Source organism: Bacillus sp. EA-CB0995 (assembly GCF_055814245.1).
Genome location: NZ_CP169269.1, coordinates 2,393,451 through 2,415,134 on the forward strand (window position 1 = coordinate 2,393,451; position 21,684 = coordinate 2,415,134).

The window sequence follows — 21,684 nt, forward strand, 5'->3', positions numbered from 1 at the left end:
AGCTGATGGTTGGTGGAAATCAGTACAAAGGTAAATGTGAATTACAGCCCTGGAGCATCTTTTTCGTAGTAAAGATGGAAGTCTTTATGAAGGGAAAGACGGTCAATATGATCGTTAACAATAAAAAGAGATAGACATACTTGTCTATAACTAGGGTGGTACCGCGATATCATCGCCCCTACTGAGCTGAATCAGTAGGGGCTTTTTTATAGGGTGAACTTCCAGTAGTGGAGAGGCTACATATAAGCTTTCGCTGTCTAAAAGTAGCAGGATAAAATCGTAAAGGGGAAACAAAGATGAGATATATAACAGCTGGAGAATCACATGGTCCGCAGTTGACAGTTATTTTGGAGGGTGTTCCTTCTGGTCTTTCTTTAACTGCGGAAGATATAAATATAGAGTTATTAAGACGACAAAAAGGTCACGGCCGCGGAAGACGTATGCAAATTGAAACGGATACTGTTGAAATTGTAAGTGGTGTGCGTCATGGTTATACGCTTGGTTCGCCAATTACATTAGTTGTGAAAAATGATGATTTCAAGCATTGGACAAAAGTAATGAGCGCTGAACCAATTTCTGAACAAGAAAGTAAAGAAATGAAACGAACGATTACAAAACCACGTCCAGGACATGCTGATTTAAATGGAGCAATTAAATATGGTCATCGTGATATACGTAATGTATTGGAGCGTTCTTCAGCAAGAGAGACAACTGTGAGAGTAGCGGCAGGAGCTATTGCAAAAAAGATTTTAATAGAATTAGGAGTAACTATCGCAGGGCATGTGCTTGAAATTGGTGGTGTGAAAGCCAAGCAAGTTCCACATGTATCATTAGCAGAGCTGCAGGTTATTTCAGAAAACTCACCTGTTCGCTGCTTAGATCAAGAAGCAGAGCAAGCGATGATGGAAGCGATTGATACAGCGAAAAGTAATGGAGATTCCATTGGCGGAATCGTTGAGGTAATTGCTGAAGGAATGCCGATTGGTGTTGGGAGTTACGTTCATTATGACCGGAAATTAGATGCAAAATTAGCTGCAGCCATCATGAGTATTAATGCGTTTAAAGGTGCTGAAATTGGCATTGGTTTTGAGGCATCCTGGCAACCAGGGAGTGCTGTTCATGATGAAATTTTATGGGATGAAGAAACGGGTTACACACGAAAAACGAATAACGCTGGCGGGTTAGAAGGCGGGATGACAACAGGTATGCCAATTGTTGTGAGAGGTGTTATGAAACCAATTCCTACATTATATAAACCACTGGCAAGTGTAGATATTGACACAAAGGAAACGTTTCAAGCAAGTATTGAACGTTCAGATAGCTGTGCAGTACCAGCAGCAAGTGTAGTAGCAGAAGCAGTTGTTGCGTGGGAGCTGGCAACTGCATTAGTAGAACAGTTTGGGAAAGATCGTATGGATCTTATTAAACAAAATATTGCTCAGCATAACAAGTACGCAAAAGAATTTTAAAAAGGAGGGATTTTCGTGAAAGTAAAAGAACAATTAGGAACACTGCAACCATATAAACCGGGTAAATCGGCAAAACAAATGCAAGAAGATTATGGTTTTCATTCATTTGTAAAATTAGCTTCAAATGAAAATCCATTTGGCTGTTCACCTCGTGTTATGGAAGGGTTACAAGAAGAGTGGAATGAACATGCTTTATACCCAGACAGGGGAGCGGTTGAACTCCGTCAAACAATTGCGGAAAAACTACATGTTAAAAAGGAAGAAATTTTATGTGGAAGTGGGCTTGATGAAGTGATTCAAATCATTAGCCGAACGATGCTTTGTCAAGGAGATAATGTCGTTACGGCTGGAGAAACATTTCCGCAATATCGTCATCACGCAGTAATCGAGGGGTGTGAGGTGAAGGAAGTTCCGTTGCAGAATGGAACTTATAACTTAGATGAAATTGCGTCAGCAATCGATGGGAAAACAAAGATTGTTTGGATTTGTAACCCGAATAATCCAACAGGAACATATGTAAATGACCGAAAATTACGTGAATTTATGAGGGAAGTTCATAAAGAAACATTGGTTGTGATTGATGAAGCATATTATGAATATGTCACAGCGAGTGATCTTCCAGATACAATTTCATTACTAAAAGAGTATAAGAACCTTCTTATATTAAGAACATTTTCAAAAGCGTATGGATTAGCTGCATTTCGAGTTGGTTATGCAATTGGGAATGAAGCAATAATTGAGAAATTGAATGTCGTTCGCCTTCCATTTAATGTGTCAGCACTTGCACAAAAAGCGGCAGTGCTTGCATGGAACGATGAACAGTTTTTACAAAAGACAATTCGTGCAAATCGAGAAGGCTTGGAGCAATATGAAAGATTTTGCAAAGAAAATGAAATTTCGTTTTATTCGTCTCAAACAAATTTTATCTTTCTACCGTTAGAAGATGCACAAACAGTTTATGAACTTTGTGCACACGCTGGGTATATCATTCGTCCGTTTCCGAATGGTGTTCGGATCACGATTGGCACGAGTGAGCAAAATGAAGGAGTGATTGCAGTGTTAACACAACATTTTAATAATAGTAGGTCTCGAGATGAGGCGCATGTGTAAAAAAGTTGTATTAATTGGAACAGGACTAATTGGCGGTTCACTTGCTTTAGCAATTAAGCGAGAACATAGTGTGACCATTACTGGTTATGACATTCAAAGTGAACAAGTAAAACGTGCAAAACGATTGAATGTAATCGATGAAGTGGGAGTGGACTTAAAGACAATGTGTGAAGAAGCACATTTAATTATCTTTGCATCCCTGTCGAAGAAACAACAAAGTTGCTTAGAAAACTTGCTTCATATCAATTGCGTGAAGATGTTATCGTTACGGATGTCGGGAGTACAAAAGGAACAATTATGAATGAAGCTGAGACGTTACTAGAAAACGGTGTTACGTTTATTGGTGGGCATCCGATGGCAGGATCTCATAAAACGGGTGTAGAAAGTGCGAAGGCACATTTATTTGAAAATGCATACTACATTTTAACGCCAATGAATATTGTTCAGACGGAGAAAGTCGAACAATTAAAAGATTGGTTAAAGGGAACGCGTTCGCATTTTCTTGTGTTAAATACAGAGGAACATGATTATGTAACAGGTGTTGTGAGTCATTTTCCACATTTAATTGCTGCAGGATTAGTTAAGCAAGTAGAAAAACATGCGGGTGACAATCCATTGATTCATATGCTGGCAGCTGGCGGTTTTAAAGATATTACCCGCATCGCTTCTAGTAGTCCGAAAATGTGGAGTGATATTGTAAGACAAAATCGTACTCATTTATTACAGTTATTAGAGGAATGGATTACGGAAATGAAGCAATTGCAGCATACAGTCGCAGAAGGAGATGCAGAAGTACTACACACTTACTTTGCGAATGCAAAAGAATACCGTGATTCCATGCCTGTTCGTAAAAGCGGTGCGATTCCTGCTTATCATGATCTATACGTTGATGTTTTAGATAAAATAGGGGCGTTAGCGCATATTACAAGCATACTTGCAAGGCAAGAGATTAGTATTACGAACTTGCAAATACTAGAAGCGCGTGAAGGATTACTCGGGGTGTTACGTATTAGCTTTCAAACAGAAGAAGATCGCATGAGAGCAACGCAATCTTTACAGCATGAACAGTATCAAACATATGAAAATATATAAAGAAAGAAGGTGTCGTAACAAATATGAAAACTGTACAAACAGCTATAGAAGGTTTGCAAGGAAAGATTGTTATTCCAGGTGATAAATCAATTTCGCATCGTTCTGTCATGTTTGGCGCAATCGCCCACGGAAAAACAACGATTAAAGGTTTTTTACCAGGAGCAGACTGTTTAAGCACTATTTCTTGTTTTCGTGAGATGGGTGTATCGATAACGCAAAACGGAGATGAAGTAGAGATAATTGGAGCAGGAATTGAAGGTTTACAAGAAGCAGAGCGCGTACTTGATGTTGGAAATTCTGGTACAACGATTCGTTTATTGCTTGGAATATTAGCGAATACAAATCTTCATTTTTGTTTGCAAGGTGATGCTTCAATTGGAAAACGACCAATGAAACGCGTTACAAAACCGCTTAGTCTAATGGGAGCAACAATTGATGGAAGAGAAGACGGAACGTATACACCGCTAACGATACGAGGAGGAAATCTTCAAGCGATTGATTATATTTCACCTGTTGCAAGCGCTCAAGTGAAATCTGCTATTTTATTAGCAGGCCTTGGAGCGCAGGGTGTGACAAGTGTTACAGAACCTCATATATCACGAGATCATACGGAAAGAATGCTTCAAGCATTTGGTGTACAAGTAAAACGAGATGAAACAAAAGTTTCAATAGAAGGTGGGCAACAGCTAAAAGGTACGAACATTCATGTACCAGGAGACATTTCATCGGCTGCGTTTTTCCTAGTAGGCGGTGCCATCACTCCGAATAGCAAACTTACATTAAAAAATGTTGGAATCAATCCAACAAGAACGGGAATTATCGATGCTCTTACAAAAATGGGAGCAAAGTTAGAAATTGAACAATATGATACAGATGCTGCAGAACCTGCTGCTAATCTTATAATTGAAACATCAAAGTTAAAAGGAATTGAGATTGGCGGCGATATGATTCCAAGATTAATTGATGAAATTCCAATTATCGCTCTTGCAGCAACGCAAGCAGAAGGTATTACAATTATCAAAGATGCACATGAATTAAAAGTGAAGGAAACAAATCGAATTGATACCGTTGTAGAAGAACTAACAAAATTAGGGGCGCGTATAGAAGCAACGAACGATGGTATGATTATTTATGGGAAAACATCATTAAAGGGAAATACCGTAAATAGTCATGGTGATCATCGGATTGGAATGATGCTTGCAGTAGCTGCCTGCATTGCAGAAGGAGAGACATTAATCCAGGATGCGGAAGCAGTTGGAGTATCATATCCTAGATTTTTTGAAGAGATTGAGAAATTGAAGTTAGAAACCCGGTAGATTGATATAAAATCTATCGGGTTTTCATTTGCGAAATTTATGTTTTCTGATTATTGTGTTATATTTTATTGTGCATGTGCAGTTAGTAATACGATGGAGGGAGAGTGGGAGCATGGAAGTAACTCAATTATTAGAAGAACAACATCGAGAGGCAGTCAGACTATCTGAATACGCCTTTCAATATAAAGTACCAGAAGATCAAATTGAAAAACGTCTTCAGCTTTTTAAAAAGTATCATCAAATATTTGGGATATTAGAAGGAAAAGAGCTTGCCGCAAAATTACACCTAATTCCGTTTGAAATCTTTTTAGGTGAAGAAAAGTTCAAAATGGGTGGAATTGCAGGAGTAGCTACATATCCAGAGTTTAGACGAAACGGGTATGTGAAAAAACTGTTAAAATATGTATTAGAGACGATGAAACAAGATGGTTATAGCGTTTCAATGCTGCATCCATTTTCTGTTTCTTTTTATAGGAAGTATGGATGGGAATTGTTTGCGAATCGCCTTGTTTGCTCATTATCAAAAGCTGATTTAATCATGAAAGAACACGTACCAGGAAGTATAAAACGTTTTAATAAGGAATCACATTTGAAAGAGATTGAAATCGTATATGAGCAATTTGCAAAAAGGTATTCTGGTATGCTAGTTCGTAATCAGGATTTCTGGTTGGATTTTGTTTATGGTGATCTGCATGCAGCTGTTTATTATAATCAAGTTGATGAACCTACAGGTTATATACTTTATAAAATAGAGAGTTCTAAGATGAAAGTAGAAGAATTTGTGCCATTAAACAGTGAGGCTAGAAATGGTTTGTGGAATTTCATTTGTCAGCATGATTCGATGATTCAAGAGCTTGAGATGATTGTTCATGAAAAAGAACCATTGCTCTTTTCACTGCAAGAGCCTCGCATTAAAGCAGAAATAAAGCCTTATTTTATGGTTAGAATCGTAGATGTTGAGCGTTTTATTAAGCAATATCCATTTGCTTGGGAACATAACGAGGAAGAGCTTATTTTACATATCTCTGATTCATTTGCTTCTTGGAATAATCAGACAGTCTTATTACGGGATAAAGAAGTAATTATGGTAAGCAAAGAAGAAGCTGAAACATTGAAAGAAAGAGGCGTACAACTAAATATTAACGCTTTGTCTACAACTCTTTTCGGCTATAAAAATCCATGGGAATTATATCAAATAGGTACCATTTCAGGGACAGAAGAAGACATAAAGCAGCTTGAAAACTTGATTCCTTCCCAGCAACCATTTATTTATGATTTCTTTTAATTGTTGTAAATAGATAAAGAACATAAAAAGTGCTATGTGAAAGTAGCGCTTTTTATGTTCTTAAAATTAAGCAGTTCATCAATATTTTCTATATATTGAAGGAATGTGATGGAAATGATAGATGACTTGTGGATGTGTTACCGATAAGTGGATGGGTGGATATGGCCAGATGAATGGCGTTACAATTCCTACAACAGGACTTGCCGTATGAATAGCGGCAACGTGAACGGAAGGGGTTACTACAGGAGTACCAGTAACAACCCTTGTTGGAAAGAGGTTCATAATAAGTTCACTCCAATGGATCATGTATGAAATAGTATATTCATTTGTTTGTTTGAAATGTGCAGGTGAAATTTAATTAGGATTGTAAAGGTTCTTTTTCTTGTTTGTAATTTCTACCTTCAGGAAGTGGTTATTTCACTTTTACTCCATCGATAAGAGCATTCAATTGTTTACAGTTCATTTAAAAAAAATGCTATGTACTCATATCTTCAGTTTGTATTCTGAATATATATAGCGCCCGTTCAATTTTTATTTATTTTTAATAATGTTTATTTTATAATAATTTTAATTAAATTGTATTTCTTATTGGGAGGTGGCGATGAAAAATTATAGATTTTATTCATTTTGGATAGCTCAAACAAGCATTTCATTAGCTGATGTCGTATACATCATGGTCATTACGACTTATATTTATCAGAAAACAGAATCTGTATTATTCGCTTCTTTATTTCCTTTTTTAAGGCCCTTACAAGATTAATAGCTGGCTTGTCAGCACCACTAATCCTACAAAATACTTCTATGTCAAAAGCACTTGTAAACTTACAAATTACTAAAACCATTTTGATCACTTTATTACTATTAGGATTTACATTCTTAACTTCTCATATTTATATTTTATTCGCTTACATATTGATACTTTCTTTCGTAGAAGGATGGGGGAGTCCTTTATTAAATTCTATAGTTCCCCAAATTGTTTTAAAGGAAGAGCTCGTGAAAGCTAATAGCTTGTTAAGTATTTCCAATCAAGCGGTACAAATTGGCGGTTATACTCTGACAGGGCTTATTGTCGTAAAAATAGGACATATTCCTACTTTACTAATAACGGCTGTCTTGTTATGGATTTCTATCGTTTGTTTGTATATAGCAATTCGCTCTTTTTATGATCAGATAACACAAAATCATGAGGCATCCAAATGGACCCTTATGAAGGAAGGGTGGATTCACCTTTGGAGTAACTCAACCTTGCGATTGGTTACGTTAATGGATGTAATTGAAGGGATTGCAGGTCAAATATGGGTTGGTGCGATTACATTGGTTTATGTAAAGGAAGTACTTCACAAAGGAGAGCAATGGTGGGGTTACATTAACGCTAGTTATTATATCGGTACAATTGTAGGAGGGTTTATAACAATATATCTAGCGAAAAAGATTCAAAAAAATCTTATACTCAGTATGGTAGCAGGATCTTTTTTATTTAGCATTCTTACTTTGTTATATGGGCTTAGTAGTATTCCTGTCTTATCACTTATACTCTGTATTGCCATGGGGCCGGCATATCAAATACGGGATGTAGCACAGCAAACTGCATTTCAAACAAATATAGATGTGGCATTACTTCCAAAAGTATATGCATCTCGTAGCGTGCTGCTATCAACGATTTCGAGTCTTTCTATTTTTATAATTGCCCTTATAGCTGAATACTTGGGTATCAGAACGGTTTATATATTTGGAGCTATACTTATTTGTATTTCGGCTGGACTATCTTTTGTTTTACTTAAAACGAAAAATGAGAAAATGAATATTCACCATACAATGTGGTAACGTCAGGGAAATGCGGATTTATAACGTTAAGGAAATTCGAATATAAAAAATCCTAATTTCTCGCTTACAAAACTGAGAAATTAGGATTTAGTTACTTTATAAACGCGTCCTTTTATTGATAACTTTAGCTTTTAATTTTTTGTTTTTGTGGAAAAGATATGAAAAAAAGCTTTGAAAAGTTTTTTATATGAAAATAGAGGAGAATATTTATAAATAGACTCATATTTCCAGGCATCAAAATTGGAAGTTTTGCGTCGTATTTTTAAACCATTGGAACCATTTTGATTGTTATGATAGCTCATACATTAACATCTCCTTTGATGGTATTGTCTACGCGTTTTGAACAAAAAGTTATGCTTCTTGAGCTTCTTTCAGAATAGTAATATACATTTGTAGGAAGAGAATCGTATTTAGACGACATTTAATATATAGGATAGTGAAGTAAAATTTATGAGAGAAAGACGAGGAATTGCTGCAGAAAGCTCTTTGATTTCCTTACAGAAAATGAATCTATCGTTGCTATTCATTCAAGTTCTACTATATAATAGCAATAGTCTAAAATAAGTGAGTCGTAAGCTGCGACTTTTAAGGCAATTGGCGAGAAAACGCTGAAAACAGCGGTATTACTAGGAGGAACTACATGATTACAGTAAGTAACGTAAGTTTACGTTTTGCAGATCGTAAGCTTTTTGAAGATGTTAATATAAAATTTACACCAGGTAACTGTTACGGTTTAATTGGAGCAAACGGTGCTGGTAAATCTACATTCTTAAAAATTCTATCCGGTGAAATTGATCAATCAACAGGAGATGTTCATATTACACCAGGTGAGCGTTTAGCTGTTTTAAAACAGAACCACTTTGAATACGAAGAATTCCCAGTTTTAGAAACAGTTATTATGGGACATACACGTCTTTATGAAGTAATGCAAGAGAAGAATGCGATTTACATGAAAGAAGATTTCAGTGATGAAGATGGCATGCGTGCAGCTGAGTTAGAAGGCGAATTTGCTGAGTTAAACGGTTGGGAAGCAGAATCAGAAGCTGCAATTCTTTTAAAAGGATTAGGCATTGGGGAAGACCTTCATGCAAAAAAAATGTCTGAGTTAACAGGGGCAGAGAAAGTAAAAGTATTACTTGCACAAGCATTATTTGGTCAGCCAGATATCTTATTACTAGATGAGCCTACCAACCACTTAGACTTAAAAGCGATTCAGTGGTTAGAAAACTTCTTAATGAACTTTGAAAACACAGTTATCGTTGTATCCCATGACCGTCACTTCTTAAACAAAGTATGTACGCATATGGCGGATCTTGACTTTGGTAAAATTCAACTTTATGTTGGTAACTACGACTTCTGGTACGAGTCTAGTCAATTAGCATTAAGGTTAACACAAGATGCTAATAAGAAAAAAGAAGAGAAAGTAAAAGAATTACAAAACTTTATTGCGCGTTTCAGCTCGAACGCTTCAAAAGCGAAGCAAGCAACTTCTCGTAAGAAATTATTAGATAAAATCACATTAGATGATATTAAACCATCTTCTCGTCGTTATCCATTCGTTGGCTTTACACCAGAACGTGAAGTAGGTAATGATTTATTAACAGTAGAAGGCATCTCAAAAACTATTGACGGTGAAAAAGTATTAGATAACGTGTACTTCACTTTAAATAAAGGTGATAAAGTTGCATTTATCGGCCGCAATGATATTGCGATGACAACATTATTCAAAATCTTGATGGGTGAAATGGAGCCGGATAGCGGTTCATTTAAATGGGGTGTAACAACATCTCAAGCATACTTCCCACGAGATAATTCTGAGTTCTTCAAAAATAGTGAGTATAACTTAGTAGAGTGGTTGCGTCAATTCTCACCACAAGACGAGTCTGAAAGTTTCTTACGCGGCTTCTTAGGTCGTATGCTATTCTCTGGTGAAGAAGTAAAGAAAAATGTGTCTGTTTTATCTGGAGGAGAGAAAGTGCGTTGTATGCTTTCTAAAATGATGTTAAGTGGTGCAAACGTATTAACATTAGATGATCCTACGAACCATTTAGACCTTGAGTCTATCACAGCATTAAACAACGGTTTAATGGCATTTAAAGGTACAATTCTATTTACATCTCATGATCATCAGTTCGTTCAAACGATTGCGAACCGAATTATTGAAGTAACGCCAAGCGGTGTTGTTGATAAACAAACGACATATGATGAGTATTTAGAGAACGAAGAGCTTCAAAAACAAGTAGCAGAGATGTATAAAGAAGCAAAATAAATGCTAGCATCCCCTTATATGGAGGGGATGCTTTTTTATGTTTTATGGAATAGGTAAAATTGATGCTGCATAATAAGAGGAGTCTTTGCTTTTTAAAAAGAATAGATAGTAAATATTTTAGAAAGTTGAAGGGAATGAAATGCATGAAAGATTTGAAAGAAAGTGCACAACGGGTACAAAATAAATTGTTAGAGCTAGGATATGCAAATCAAGTAATAGAATTACCAGAAAGTGCAAGAACTGCTCAAGAAGCGGCAGAAGCAATTGGCTGTAAAGTTGCGCAAATTGGTAAATCGATTATTTTTAGGCTCAAAACAATCGATAAACCACTGTTAGTTGTTGCGAGTGGAATAAATCGAATTAATGAAAAGCAAATTACGAAACAGCTAGATGATACATTAGGAAAAGCTGATGCTGATTTTGTACGTAAACATACTGGATTTGTAATCGGAGGTGTTCCGCCGTTAGGACATACAGAGCCTATTATGACATTCATTGATGAAGATTTTTTACAGTATGATGTGATTTGGGTTGCTGCAGGGCACCCGAAAGCAATATTTCGTTTAACACCTGATGAACTAGTACAAATGACAAAGGGTCAAGTAATTTGTATAAAGTGACCATTAAAATGAAATGCATATTTTTAAAAAAACTACCTGTTTCTAAATTCACTGGAGGAACAGGTAGTTTTTTTCTTAATTTCCCTTTTTAATATGTCACAAGTCAGGAGGTCAAATCGTTTTAAGGGTAAAGGGGGAATTAAAATGAAACATATTGTTATTTTAGGTGGAGGCTTTGCTGGTATTAATTTGTTAAACGGATTAAAAAAAGAATTAGGTTCTTCTCTAGGAAAAGAAGTGAAAATTACTTTAGTGGATAAAAATTCGTTTCATTTCCGAAAAGTTTTGTTGTTTAAATCAATTGTTGAAGATGCAGACTTAAAAGTTCCACTAAAAAGGTATTGTACAGATGGAATGGAATATATAAAAGGAGAAGCGATAGCATGTAATCACTTTGAGAAAGAGATTGCTATAAAAATAGAAAATGAACAAATAAGAACAATGCAATATGACTATCTCGTTTTAGCTCTAGGAAGTGTTATCCAGGAAATTCCTAATACGCTAGGCGGGACAACATTAAGAAGTGTGAAGAGTGCTTTAGAAGTAAGACAAAAACTACTTTCTTTAATTCAATTAGCTAAAGGTGAAGAAAATAGAGAAGTAAGACGGGAATTATTACGAATCGCTATTGTTGGCGGAGGGATTACAGGTATTGAGACTTCTGCAGAAATATGTGTTTGGTTTAAAGAAGAAGTTCAAAAAGCCGGGCTTAATCCAGCTGAGGTAGAGGTCATCTTGTTTGATTCAAAAGAACATTTATTACAAGGGGTACCAGTAAAGGTAAGTGAGAGATTAGTTTATGAACTCAAAAAAATCGGGATAAAATTTGTGTCTAAAAAGAGAGTGAAACAATTTGAAAATGGTAAATTACTTTGTACAAATGGAACAACATATACAGCGGGAGAATGTATTTGGACACCAGGTGTTAAAGTGAATCCTATTATCCAAACATTTCACCTTCCTTTGTCAAATGAGAATCAAATATTAGTTACTGATACGTACTGTATAAAAGGGCATTCACATATATATGCGATTGGAGACTGTGCGAGAATTGTTGATAAGAAGACGAATCAAGTGGATGGAATGACATGTAAAGAAGCGATTCCTCAGGCAATGAGATTAAGTGAAATTTTAAAGAATGAGATATACGGAATATCTAATTCTATTACACACAAAGCGTATCCGGTCAAATTATATTGTATTAGTCTCGGACCTAATAATGGCTTTGTATGGGCTCAAAAATGGGGACTTGATTTTGTTTTATCAGGAAAGATTGGTGCTCGTATTCGAGAACGAACATGGGATCAGGCGAGTTTACTTAATTATGCATAATGGAATAGAAAGCGGGGATTTTTTTCTATGGAAAATGCTGAATTAAGCCAACTATATATTGAGTATAAACCTCTTCTTTTCTCACTTGCTTATAAAATGACGGGTAGTATTGCTGATGCAGAAGACATTATTCAAGATGTATTTATAAAGCTGAATGAATATGAAATGAAGCACACATCAAATGTAAAAGCGTTTCTGTGTAAATTGGTTACGAACCGCTGTTTAGACTTATTGAAATCTTCTAAGAAAAAAGAGAGCTGTATGTTGGGACATGGCTACCGGAACCAATCGCTGTAATAGAAACAGATCCATTACAAGAAATAATGATGAAAAATGATATTTCATACGCTTTGCTTGTATTATTTGAACAATTGAATCCAATTGAAAGAGCAATCTTTATACTCCGTGAAATTTTGGAATATGACTATGAAACAATTGCTGAAATTGTACAAAAAAAGGAAGTGAATTGCCGTAAGATTTTAAGTAGAATGAAAAAAATGCTTCCAGAACTTGAAAAGCACATTGAGGTTGAAAATGTAAAGGTAAATCATGAACAAGTTATCACATGTTTTATAAATGCTATTCAGCAGGGAAATACAAATCAAGTTATGGAAGTTCTTCGGGAAGATGTTGCTTACTATGCAGATGGCGGCGGAAAAGTAAAAGCTGCAGTAAAACCTATATACGGTGCAGTGCGTGTAAAACAACTTCTTATTTCTTTAGCAACTAAATTTCTTACGAATCAAGAAGACTACTCTATGATGCAAACAGAAGTAAATGGTTGGAGTGGAATTGTAATAAGAAATCATATAGGAATACAGGCAGTACTGAGTTTTGAATTTGAAAGAAATAAAATTAAATCCATTTATATTATTTTAAATCCTGATAAGTTAAGACATTTGCATATTGATACGCATTCAGCTAGTTAAGAAAGGAATTATATTACTAGGAATTGTTAATGATGGTTCATTTGCTTTGCGAACTGGATATGATTTAATTTCACATACTGTATGAAAAATATAATTTTATCCGTATTAAAGAGCAATAAGTCCTCTATTGATGAAAGTTTCACTTTATTATGAAAATATAAAAGGCTTACATTCTTTATAATAGAATGTAAGCCTTTTACTATGTTAAATTCGTTTATCGTGCCAAAAATTTAATGGGAAATGTTCATTTTCATTATAACTATCAAGCTCATAACCTTTTTCCTTTAACCCTTTAATAATAGCAGGTACAGCAGAAATGGATTGCGGATGAATATCGTGTAAAAGAATGATTTCATTGTTTGATTTTGCACCATCAAGTACATGTTGTACAATTTGAGCAGAAGCCGCATCCACTGGTATTTTATTATATTTCCAATCTAAAGAATCAATTGTCCAGTCCCATACTCGCAAATCATTTTCAACGACTTGATTTCGTTCGGCTTCAGTAAGACCTGGCATTGAACCGTATGGTGGACGTGTTAATTTTGGTGCATATCCAATAATATTGGCAATTAATGCTTGATCCTCTTTCATTTCATTTACGTAACCGCCTTGTTTGTACAATTTATTATAGTCATGAGACATACTGTGCATCCCAACATAGTGTCCTTCTGATATTTCACGTTTTACTAAATCGGGATATGCTTTAACATTGGAACCAACCAGGAAAAAAGTAGCTTTCGCATCGTTTTGTTTTAGTATATCCAATAATTGAGCTGTGTACTTTCCTGGTCCATCGTCAAAAGTAATATAAGCAACTTTTCTAACTTGACCATTATATTGTTCGGGTGCTTGCTTTGGAGCCAGTGAAGTTTGTATTTCACTTACTAGCTGAACTGATTGTGAGGAATCTTCTGTACTCGCATTTACAATGTATTTTGCTCCTCCGGATACTCCATATATGCACGAAATTCCTACGCACATAATAAAAGCTCTTTTAAATAAGGTTACAAGAGATGGTTTGCTACGCATACATGTCCTTCTTTCTATTTCTATAATTCCATTCCATTCCATTCTATTATATTAGTAATTTTATGTATAGTGTTGTAAAAAAATATGTTTACATACATGAAAGGGATTTATGGATTGTATGTGAGATTTTTTTGGTTTTTATCATATCTGGCGAGAAGACCCCCACCTCAAGCGCGAAGCAGATAGGTGGGGGATGAATCGCTTTTTTTTTGTTTTTTTAAGTATATAAATAGAAACGTATGTTCCTTTTTGATATACTTTGTGTATACAAAACAAGAAAGGAGCGTGTCCAATGAAAAAAGCATATTTTTCCATTCGTATCTACAAGAATGCACTGAATCCGAAGTATGTTGAAGCGATTGGACATGCTCTTTTCGTATTTAATCGTGCGAAGCATTTCACTTTTCAAACGCAAGTGTTAGAAAAACGTTCTGGTACCTCCAGACGTTCTGATAGTATGCAAATTACTGTAAAATCGCGATTTAGTCTGAATGACTATTATGCAAATAGTGCTGTGCAGGAGGCAAATGCGCTGTTTTCTTCTCAGACAGAATTGAAGAAATTGTATATTGAAAATAAAAATGAACAGATTAAAGCTGTAAAAAAGAAGATTAAGAAAACCAAGTCAGATTTGACAGTGCTGAATAAAATGAAAACATCTTTTATCAAAGGGAAGCCAAAGTTCAATAAAACGTCCAAAGAACAACAAATGGGACGATATTTTGTTGTGCAATTTAAAAAGAGAACGGATATTTACTATCATGCCTATCAATTTGAGCATGAATATTTAAATGTACGTATTCAAACACTTCGTTCTCGTTTAGGTAGCCTTGAATTTCGGTTGGATAGACTACAAAAACTACTTCATAGTTTAAAAAACAATGTTTCTTCTGTTGTGTTTGGGAGTAAAAAACGATTCAAAGCACAACATACTGTAGATACTTATGTTCAAAATCATACACTTTGGGTTCAGGATTTTGAACAGGCTCGTTACAGTCAAATGTTGATTTCAGGTCGAAAAGACGCGAAATCAGGAAACTTTGTATTTACATACAATACAGAATCACAATTTTTACACTTTACAACACCAAACGGTGTTGCAGTTGAGATTCCGAACCTTACATTTCCGTATGGACAAGAACAAGTGAATGCAGCTGTCCAAAACCAATGGAATTGTAAAGATAAAAAGAATGCAGGAAAACCAATCAGTTGGGCAATTGAAGATCACGGGGATTACTACATTTTTAAATGTTTAATAGATATTGAAGAGAAACAAAATAAAAACTTCAGCAAATCCGATGGTGTCATTGGAGTAGACTGTAATTTTGACCACTTTGCTTGGGCAAACATCAATAAACAAGGACAACTCATAAAAACGGGTGTATTATCCTTTGATATTTTAGGTAAAACATCAGAACAAATTACTAAAATTATTGAGGCAGAGGCTATTGCATTAGTTGATATTGCTGTAAAAGCAAACAAACCGATTGTTGTAGAAAAATTAAACACAACAAAAGCAAAGGTTAAGAATCCTTATGGCAACAAAAAAGCAAATATGATGATGAGCATGTTTGCTTATAAAAAGATGATTTTAGCTATTAAAAGCCGTGCTGAGAAGATGGGTGTAGCAGTATTTGAGGTAAATCCAGCATACACTTCTCAAATTGGTAAAATCAAATATATGAAACGTTTTGGTATCAGCATTCACCAAACAGCTTCTTATGTCATTGCTAGAAGAGCAATGGGATTTAAAGAAAAACTTCCACCAATTTTGCATTCACTATTACCGGAGAAGATGGTAGGTCTGCATCATTGGGCGCAATGGAAGTGGCTGTCTGGCATCCTGTCTGATTTGCGTGTTCACACATTCTATCAGATGGAGCTTTCGAACCATAACAAGATTCGTTCTGTGAACGAACTTTTTCCTCCAGGGGCTCTTACAGACTTGGAAGTAAAAGGTTTGTCTAAGTTTGGAAGCAGAAAAACCATACCTTGTTGAATGGGTATGGTCTACTAAGCATTTTGTCTTAGTTGTCCCTTTTGGGAATCCCTTCCTCAAAAATTCGTTAGGATTTTAGGTGAGGGTAGTTCAATAATGGGATAGTAAAATCATATATTATTTTTTAGAATCTACAAAAGGTTGGAATGGAGGGGGATTATGAAGTTATTAAATATAAAGGGTAATAAATTTCCTTTTTTCGACGATTTGTAAAAGACCAAAACTCAAATAAATGTGCAATGGTTATGGGGGATCCTTCAAAAACAAAAATGTAGAGAAGGAAACGAGCAAAGTGATGAAAGAATGCAAAGTGATGAAAATATCGAAAAATACTTTCGTCCATCATGTTTTGCTGTTCTTAACAATCGGTTTGACTATCAATTTTTTGATTCTTTCTTTGACAAAAAATATAATCAAATCGTTCTTTCTCCGTTGTTTATGAATTCACCAGAAAATACAATTATTAATTATTTCAGTGTTTTACGAGAAGCTGAAAATCTTACAAAAGATAAAAGTGGAGGGTGCGGAACTGTTGGAATGTCAAAAATACCGTATCCAATTGCTTATAATTTTTTTACAAGTAAATATCAAGAAAGAATTTCTTATAACAGATATTTTCGTTCATTCGAAGGAATCGGACATATTAATTTGATAAAACTAGCAAGCTTACATAAAGATAAAAACTATCCGAATAAAAAACGTTATTTTATTGAAATTGAAACAATTGAAGGTTCAGCTAAAGGGGTAACATATTTTGCTTATTATTATGGTTATATTTATATTGAAAAGGAAAAAATTCTTACAAAATTGCTGATATAACATTGTACGGTGAAGACTTTTTATGCGCAGCTTATCATCTTTGGCAACATAATGCTGAAGCGGTTGTTGACGCTGAATACGGGAACTGGTGTAAACTTGTGAAAGAAAGACTTCCGACAAAGCAAGAAGGTTATGCGAAACAAATTGATGTCATTGGAACTGATGGGAATAAATATCGATTTGTTTTTTTCAGCTAACAAATCATACAGATATTTTGACAGCACAATATAAAAAGAATACTCAAGGACAATGGGAGTTTATTGAAATTGATCCTGAAAAATGTTTATAAATAAGAATTTAGTGATTTTGAAAAAATATCATACTATTAACGACGGCCTAAATATAGGAGATGTTGAAAAGCGGAAATGAATTAATGTATCGGAGGGGAGAGGTTCAATTGTTCGAATTTCGTACGTTAATTACTTTTTCATGAAGAGAGGATTGTTCGCTCAATATAGAGACGAACATCCTCTCTTTTTACTCATACTAAAATATAAATTGTACCTTTTAACTATATTTCATTCTATTTTGGTAGAAACATATAAAGTACTATAAACGTCTGTCTTTGGTACTCATACTACAGGTTCTTTATGTAACAAGGGGGAGCATTTGCGTACAAAATCTGCGAAATAATGGCGCTACACCTATTAGAGGTAGCGCATTAACAATGTTCAGTTATATGAAATCTAAGAAAAATTCTTGTTAACTAATATGTTAGAGAATCACCTTATAGAAATAGCTTGATGTGTTTATCATAGATGCAAAAATAGTTCCTAGTCCTAGGAAGACCTTAAGCTTGATGATAAGGGCTTTTTCAATATGAACGATAGCAAAATTAGGAATTTCCAAATAATGAAGTGTGCAAACCAAGCGGTTTTACAGGAGAAATTAGTTGGCATGGTTTTTGCTTTATATAAATGATGAGTAAACAGAGAAAGGAGGAAGGAAATAAATCACCGACTACTCTCCTTTGGTGGTGAGAGTCTCAGGAAAGAATAATAATGATTCAAGTGTTCCTCTCTATTGTTTCAGGAATCATTGTCGGATTCGTACTTGGTTTGCTCGGCGGAGGTGAATCAATTCTTGTTGTTCCTCTTTTGCTTTACGTTGTTGGCACGAAAGATCCGCATGTGGTAATTGGCACGACAGTGTCAGCTGTTGCCATAAATGCCTATGCAAATCTTATTCCACACGTACGAGCTGGCACAATGTGCAGTGGAAAGTGGCAATCATTTTTGCCGTACCCGGTGTCATGAGTGCGCCTATTATGGCACTGCTTGCAGATTTAGTGCCATTACACGCCAAACAGTAGTATTATCCTTTTCATTTGCGGATGGTCTTGGAAATATAATTTTTCCGACAGGTGGTACACTGATGGCCGGATTGGCAATTGCAGGAATGCCTTGGATAAAGTGAGCGAAATGGATTCTCCCTTTGATTTTCATTCAATACTTAATCGGTTTATTAGCAGTCATAATTGCTCATTTTATATGCTACGGCCCTTTAATATAGGACAGGCAGTAAGTCCTTAATTAAAGGAAATAAAGCACCAAAATGGAATTCTTGTTACCGATACACAAACAAAATAGATAGAATAACTCATTACATGCGGAGCCAATCAATCAAACCATTGCTGTTTAACATTGGTGGTCGCTGTTTAAGAAAAAATGAAATGATACATGTTTTGGAAGGGAATTTCAAATAACTTAAATTCAAATTTTGATGAAATTGTCTTAAGATGTTTTTCTTAATCTTGAAAAGATTTTTCTCAATCGTGATAGGAAATGGGACTGATTAACCTATATAACGGTTGTGAAAATAGTAATTTTACAGAATATTAAAAATCGGCATGGAAATTGCTAATAAATATTCATGAATAAGAGATTAGTATAACGAGGAGGTAAGTGATGTATAAAACCGTTATTCTAGGGACTGGCCCTGCTGGGTTGACCGCAGCAATCTATCTAGCACGTGCTAACATAAGTCCTTTAGTCATTGAAGGGCCTGAACCAGGGGGGCAATTAACTTTGACGACAGATGTTGAGAATTTCCCTGGTTTTCCTGAAGGGATTATGGGGCGAGAGTTGATGCAGAACATGCGTAAGCAAGCTGAATGTTTTGGAGCAAAGTTTAAAAGGGGGTGGGTTAGAAAAGTCGACTTTTCAAATAACCCTTTTACCTTAACGGTGGAAGGGATAGGGGAGCTCAAAACGCAATCTTTGATCATTGCAACGGGTGCTTCTGCGAAACTTTTGGATATTCCAGGAGAAAGGGAAAATATTGGGCGTGGGGTAAGCACCTGTGCAACGTGTGATGGATTTTTCTTTAGGGAAAGAAAATTATCGTTGTAGGCGGCGGAGATTCAGCTATGGAAGAAGCAAATTTTTTAACGAAGTTTGCTTCGGAGGTTCGTGTTGTTCATCGCAGAAAAGAGCTTCGTGCTTCCAAAATTATGCAAGATCGCGCCAAAAATAATCCGAAAATTACTTGGAGTTTAAATTACATTCCTGAAGAAGTTATTGCAGGAGAACGACACGTTACTGGCTTGAAAGTAAAAAACAGCGAAACCGGAAAAAATGAAATTCTGGAATCTGATGGTATTTTCATAGCAATTGGGCATAAACCGAACACGTCTTTTTTAGGCAATCAAATCAAAACGGACGATATGGGATATATCATCGTGAATCCTGGTACAACAGAAACAAATATTCCCGGTGTATTTGCATGCGGGGATATTCAAGATCATAAATACCGCCAAGCAATTACTGCTGCAGGAAGTGGCTGTATGGCTGCTCTGGATTGCGAAAGATATCTTGATGCAAGAGAGCGATCAAGTAGTGAAGACAATCAGTATAACATTGAAAACAAAATATAGGGAGGAATGTAATTATGAAAGAGATCAAAACAAGACAAGAGTTTGATGAGGCGATTTTATCAGCAAAACCAGTTGTTGCTAAATTTTATGTTGAATGGTGCCCAGACTGTCAGCATACCGATTTATTCATGCCAATTGTGGAAGAAGCGTATAAAGAAAAAATAGATATGATCGCAGTAAATCGAGATCATTTTCCGGAACTATTAGAGAAGCTAGATGTGTACGGAATCCCAAGCTTTATTGCTTTTCAAGAAGGGAAGGAACTTAATCGCTTTGTAAGTAAACTCGGAAAAAGCCAGGAAGAGGTTGAACAGTTTTTCAATCAAATCGTAGAGGCAAGTGGAAAATTAGTATAGATAATCATTTACTAGTATTTAATTGGGAGGACGCCTATCTAAAAAGATTTCGGCACTGCTTCCAAACACATCTAAAACTGAAACTCAAATAGAGCCGCTCTACTTTGACATTTATATTTAACGATAATCATGGTTACAACAATCTGTATCACCCGCATTAATCTGAAGCCAATAAATATTGAGTAGTCACTCAATATTTATTGGCAATATATTCAAAATCACCAATTCTATCAACTAGTTTTTTGCATAGGCACTATACAGCCTTTAGGGATAGAATCACCCCTATCCTTTGTACATTTAGTAGAGAAGAATGATATAACTTTTTTGCTTCTAATATTGGAAAACTTCTACACAAGCAAACAATTTTTTCCTCTTTTCCATTATCATAATGGCTGTGGCAATAAAGATAGCTCTACTAAAGTAACTGATCTGGACCAACTTTTTGAACTTATCTATCAGTCATGTAAAGAATTGAATCCATATTGTAATAGAGACCCTTGCATAATGTCATTTTTCTTTCTTGATATTAGCGGAATTGTTTTTTAAACCTGAGATAAAGATTTCTCATATTAAAGAATTAACCAAGGTATCGATAGTGGTTATGGAAAAGATTTATCTCAAGATTTCAATAATATCAGGTAAAAGAGTGGAATATAGTGAGCATTCCTGTGTTTTTTTATCGGTGGCATGTTTTTTGATAAATAGTTATATGAAAGTAAAAACATTAAAGAAATTATCCATCATAGGAGGACCATGTATCATGACAAATCAAACGAAGGAATATACACTGATCGATTTTATTCGAGATATGACATGGGTAATCGAGAGAACTGAGAGCGATGCCGTGCGGGTGGAAGAGGCAGAACATTTACTCGGTGAGCTGCTTCGTACCACATCCTGGCTCCCTCCAGAAAAGCGCAAGCCCAGCTCGGAAGGTTATGCCCGCTATTCCCTATACTGCGATCCGCAGAATCGTTTTGAGATCATGGCATTTGTCTGGAAACCGGGGCAGAAAACTTCACTCCATGATCACGATGGCACGTGGGGAGTCGAAGGGGTTGTGACTGGACAGATCAAGGTGACGAACTATCTTCGAGTGGAGGAGGTTTCAGAAAATTTAGTAAAACTTAAACAAACTGATACATTGATTGTAAATCAGCAAATGACTGGAAAACTCCTGCCCCCAGCGGATTGTCACATCCTTGAAACTGAGGGCGATCAAACGGCGATAACCATCCATGTTTATGGAAAACAACTCCGCAAGTTTCGGGTATTTGAATCTTTACAAAAAGAAGGCATTTTTTCAGCCCGCGATCACTATGTAGGGTATACTCCTAAGCCAATCTAAGTCTATAAA

19 protein-coding genes, 3 pseudogenes and 1 other annotated feature (1 of these 23 cut by a window edge) are annotated in these 21,684 nt (G+C 35.6%); of the genes and pseudogenes, 20 read left to right on the top strand and 2 right to left on the bottom strand.

Annotation, left to right across the window (positions count from 1 at the left end; translation table 11 throughout):
* Window positions 1-183, top strand: a binding site (T-box leader); it begins 49 nt to the left of the window's first position.
* A gap of 113 nt (window positions 184-296) precedes the next feature.
* The 5 genes and pseudogenes from aroC to ACEWFJ_RS12485 all read left to right on the top strand — a co-directional run bounded on the left by aroC (window position 297) and on the right by ACEWFJ_RS12485 (window position 6,272).
* Window positions 297-1,469, top strand: coding sequence for a chorismate synthase (gene aroC, locus ACEWFJ_RS12465; RefSeq protein WP_429718528.1), 1,173 nt, complete (start codon window positions 297-299; stop codon window positions 1,467-1,469).
* A gap of 15 nt (window positions 1,470-1,484) precedes the next feature.
* Entirely contained in the window at window positions 1,485-2,579 is a 1,095-nt protein-coding gene (gene hisC, locus ACEWFJ_RS12470; RefSeq protein WP_473688742.1) for a histidinol-phosphate transaminase, read from the top strand.
* Window positions 2,572-3,671: pseudogene (locus ACEWFJ_RS12475) on the top strand (prephenate dehydrogenase). The gene hisC and the pseudogene ACEWFJ_RS12475 overlap by 8 nt, the downstream one beginning before the upstream one ends.
* A gap of 23 nt (window positions 3,672-3,694) precedes the next feature.
* Window positions 3,695-4,987 (top strand): 3-phosphoshikimate 1-carboxyvinyltransferase, encoded by a 1,293-nt coding sequence (gene aroA, locus ACEWFJ_RS12480; RefSeq protein WP_429718530.1) that lies wholly within the window; start codon window positions 3,695-3,697, stop codon window positions 4,985-4,987.
* Window positions 4,988-5,099: 112 nt separating this feature from the next.
* A complete protein-coding gene (locus ACEWFJ_RS12485) occupies window positions 5,100-6,272 on the top strand; it encodes a GNAT family N-acetyltransferase (RefSeq protein ID WP_429718531.1) in 1,173 nt (390 codons plus the stop codon).
* 78 nt (window positions 6,273-6,350) lie between these two features.
* Here the strand turns inward: ACEWFJ_RS12485 and ACEWFJ_RS12490 are convergent, their stop codons facing one another.
* Window positions 6,351-6,554 carry a hypothetical protein gene (locus tag ACEWFJ_RS12490; protein ID WP_429718532.1) on the bottom strand — a complete coding sequence of 68 codons (204 nt, stop codon included), beginning with the start codon at window positions 6,552-6,554 and terminating at the stop codon, window positions 6,351-6,353.
* A 319-nt stretch (window positions 6,555-6,873) separates the two neighbouring features.
* Here ACEWFJ_RS12490 and ACEWFJ_RS12495 point away from each other — a divergent pair, with 319 nt between their 5' ends.
* The 7 genes from ACEWFJ_RS12495 to ACEWFJ_RS12525 all read left to right on the top strand — a co-directional run bounded on the left by ACEWFJ_RS12495 (window position 6,874) and on the right by ACEWFJ_RS12525 (window position 13,246).
* Window positions 6,874-7,032 (top strand): hypothetical protein, encoded by a 159-nt coding sequence (locus tag ACEWFJ_RS12495; RefSeq protein ID WP_473688745.1) that lies wholly within the window; start codon window positions 6,874-6,876, stop codon window positions 7,030-7,032.
* Between the two features lie 41 nt (window positions 7,033-7,073).
* Window positions 7,074-8,096 (top strand): MFS transporter, encoded by a 1,023-nt coding sequence (locus tag ACEWFJ_RS12500; protein ID WP_473692475.1) that lies wholly within the window; start codon window positions 7,074-7,076, stop codon window positions 8,094-8,096.
* Window positions 8,097-8,736: 640 nt separating this feature from the next.
* Window positions 8,737-10,365 carry an ABC-F family ATP-binding cassette domain-containing protein gene (locus tag ACEWFJ_RS12505; RefSeq protein ID WP_473688747.1) on the top strand — a complete coding sequence of 543 codons (1,629 nt, stop codon included), beginning with the start codon at window positions 8,737-8,739 and terminating at the stop codon, window positions 10,363-10,365.
* Window positions 10,366-10,508: 143 nt separating this feature from the next.
* Entirely contained in the window at window positions 10,509-10,985 is a 477-nt protein-coding gene (locus ACEWFJ_RS12510; RefSeq protein WP_473688749.1) for a YbaK/EbsC family protein, read from the top strand.
* A 144-nt stretch (window positions 10,986-11,129) separates the two neighbouring features.
* Window positions 11,130-12,317: an NAD(P)/FAD-dependent oxidoreductase gene (locus ACEWFJ_RS12515; RefSeq protein ID WP_473688751.1), complete on the top strand. Its 1,188-nt coding sequence runs from the start codon at window positions 11,130-11,132 to the stop codon at window positions 12,315-12,317.
* Window positions 12,318-12,344: 27 nt separating this feature from the next.
* On the top strand, window positions 12,345-12,614 hold the full coding sequence (locus tag ACEWFJ_RS12520) for a sigma factor (RefSeq protein ID WP_473688753.1): 270 nt from the start codon (window positions 12,345-12,347) through the stop codon (window positions 12,612-12,614).
* A gap of 29 nt (window positions 12,615-12,643) precedes the next feature.
* Window positions 12,644-13,246: a sigma factor-like helix-turn-helix DNA-binding protein gene (locus ACEWFJ_RS12525; RefSeq protein ID WP_473688755.1), complete on the top strand. Its 603-nt coding sequence runs from the start codon at window positions 12,644-12,646 to the stop codon at window positions 13,244-13,246.
* A 204-nt stretch (window positions 13,247-13,450) separates the two neighbouring features.
* On the opposite strand, the gene ACEWFJ_RS12530 is transcribed toward ACEWFJ_RS12525, so the two are convergent.
* A complete protein-coding gene (locus ACEWFJ_RS12530; protein WP_473688757.1) occupies window positions 13,451-14,278 on the bottom strand; it encodes a peptidoglycan-N-acetylglucosamine deacetylase in 828 nt (275 codons plus the stop codon).
* Window positions 14,279-14,570: 292 nt separating this feature from the next.
* Here ACEWFJ_RS12530 and ACEWFJ_RS12535 point away from each other — a divergent pair, with 292 nt between their 5' ends.
* The 8 genes and pseudogenes from ACEWFJ_RS12535 to ACEWFJ_RS12570 all read left to right on the top strand — a co-directional run bounded on the left by ACEWFJ_RS12535 (window position 14,571) and on the right by ACEWFJ_RS12570 (window position 21,675).
* Window positions 14,571-16,277: an IS200/IS605 family accessory protein TnpB-related protein gene (locus tag ACEWFJ_RS12535; RefSeq protein ID WP_473688759.1), complete on the top strand. Its 1,707-nt coding sequence runs from the start codon at window positions 14,571-14,573 to the stop codon at window positions 16,275-16,277.
* 234 nt (window positions 16,278-16,511) lie between these two features.
* Window positions 16,512-17,096 carry a hypothetical protein gene (locus ACEWFJ_RS12540; protein ID WP_473688761.1) on the top strand — a complete coding sequence of 195 codons (585 nt, stop codon included), beginning with the start codon at window positions 16,512-16,514 and terminating at the stop codon, window positions 17,094-17,096.
* Window positions 17,097-17,098: 2 nt separating this feature from the next.
* Window positions 17,099-17,293: a hypothetical protein gene (locus ACEWFJ_RS12545; protein ID WP_473688763.1), complete on the top strand. Its 195-nt coding sequence runs from the start codon at window positions 17,099-17,101 to the stop codon at window positions 17,291-17,293.
* Window positions 17,294-18,097: 804 nt separating this feature from the next.
* Window positions 18,098-18,352, top strand: a complete 255-nt coding sequence (locus ACEWFJ_RS12550; protein ID WP_473688765.1) for a TSUP family transporter — start codon at window positions 18,098-18,100, stop codon at window positions 18,350-18,352.
* Window positions 18,346-18,608 (top strand): annotated as a pseudogene (locus tag ACEWFJ_RS12555) (YfcC family protein); the annotation flags it as partial. The gene ACEWFJ_RS12550 and the pseudogene ACEWFJ_RS12555, both read left to right, overlap by 7 nt.
* 395 nt (window positions 18,609-19,003) lie before the next feature.
* Window positions 19,004-19,971: pseudogene (trxB, locus tag ACEWFJ_RS12560) on the top strand (thioredoxin-disulfide reductase).
* A gap of 14 nt (window positions 19,972-19,985) precedes the next feature.
* Window positions 19,986-20,327: a thioredoxin family protein gene (locus ACEWFJ_RS12565; protein WP_098308661.1), complete on the top strand. Its 342-nt coding sequence runs from the start codon at window positions 19,986-19,988 to the stop codon at window positions 20,325-20,327.
* 760 nt (window positions 20,328-21,087) lie between these two features.
* Complete coding sequence (locus ACEWFJ_RS12570; protein ID WP_473688767.1) at window positions 21,088-21,675, top strand: cysteine dioxygenase family protein; 588 nt, start codon at window positions 21,088-21,090, stop codon at window positions 21,673-21,675.
* The last annotated feature ends 9 nt before the right edge of the window (window positions 21,676-21,684 follow it).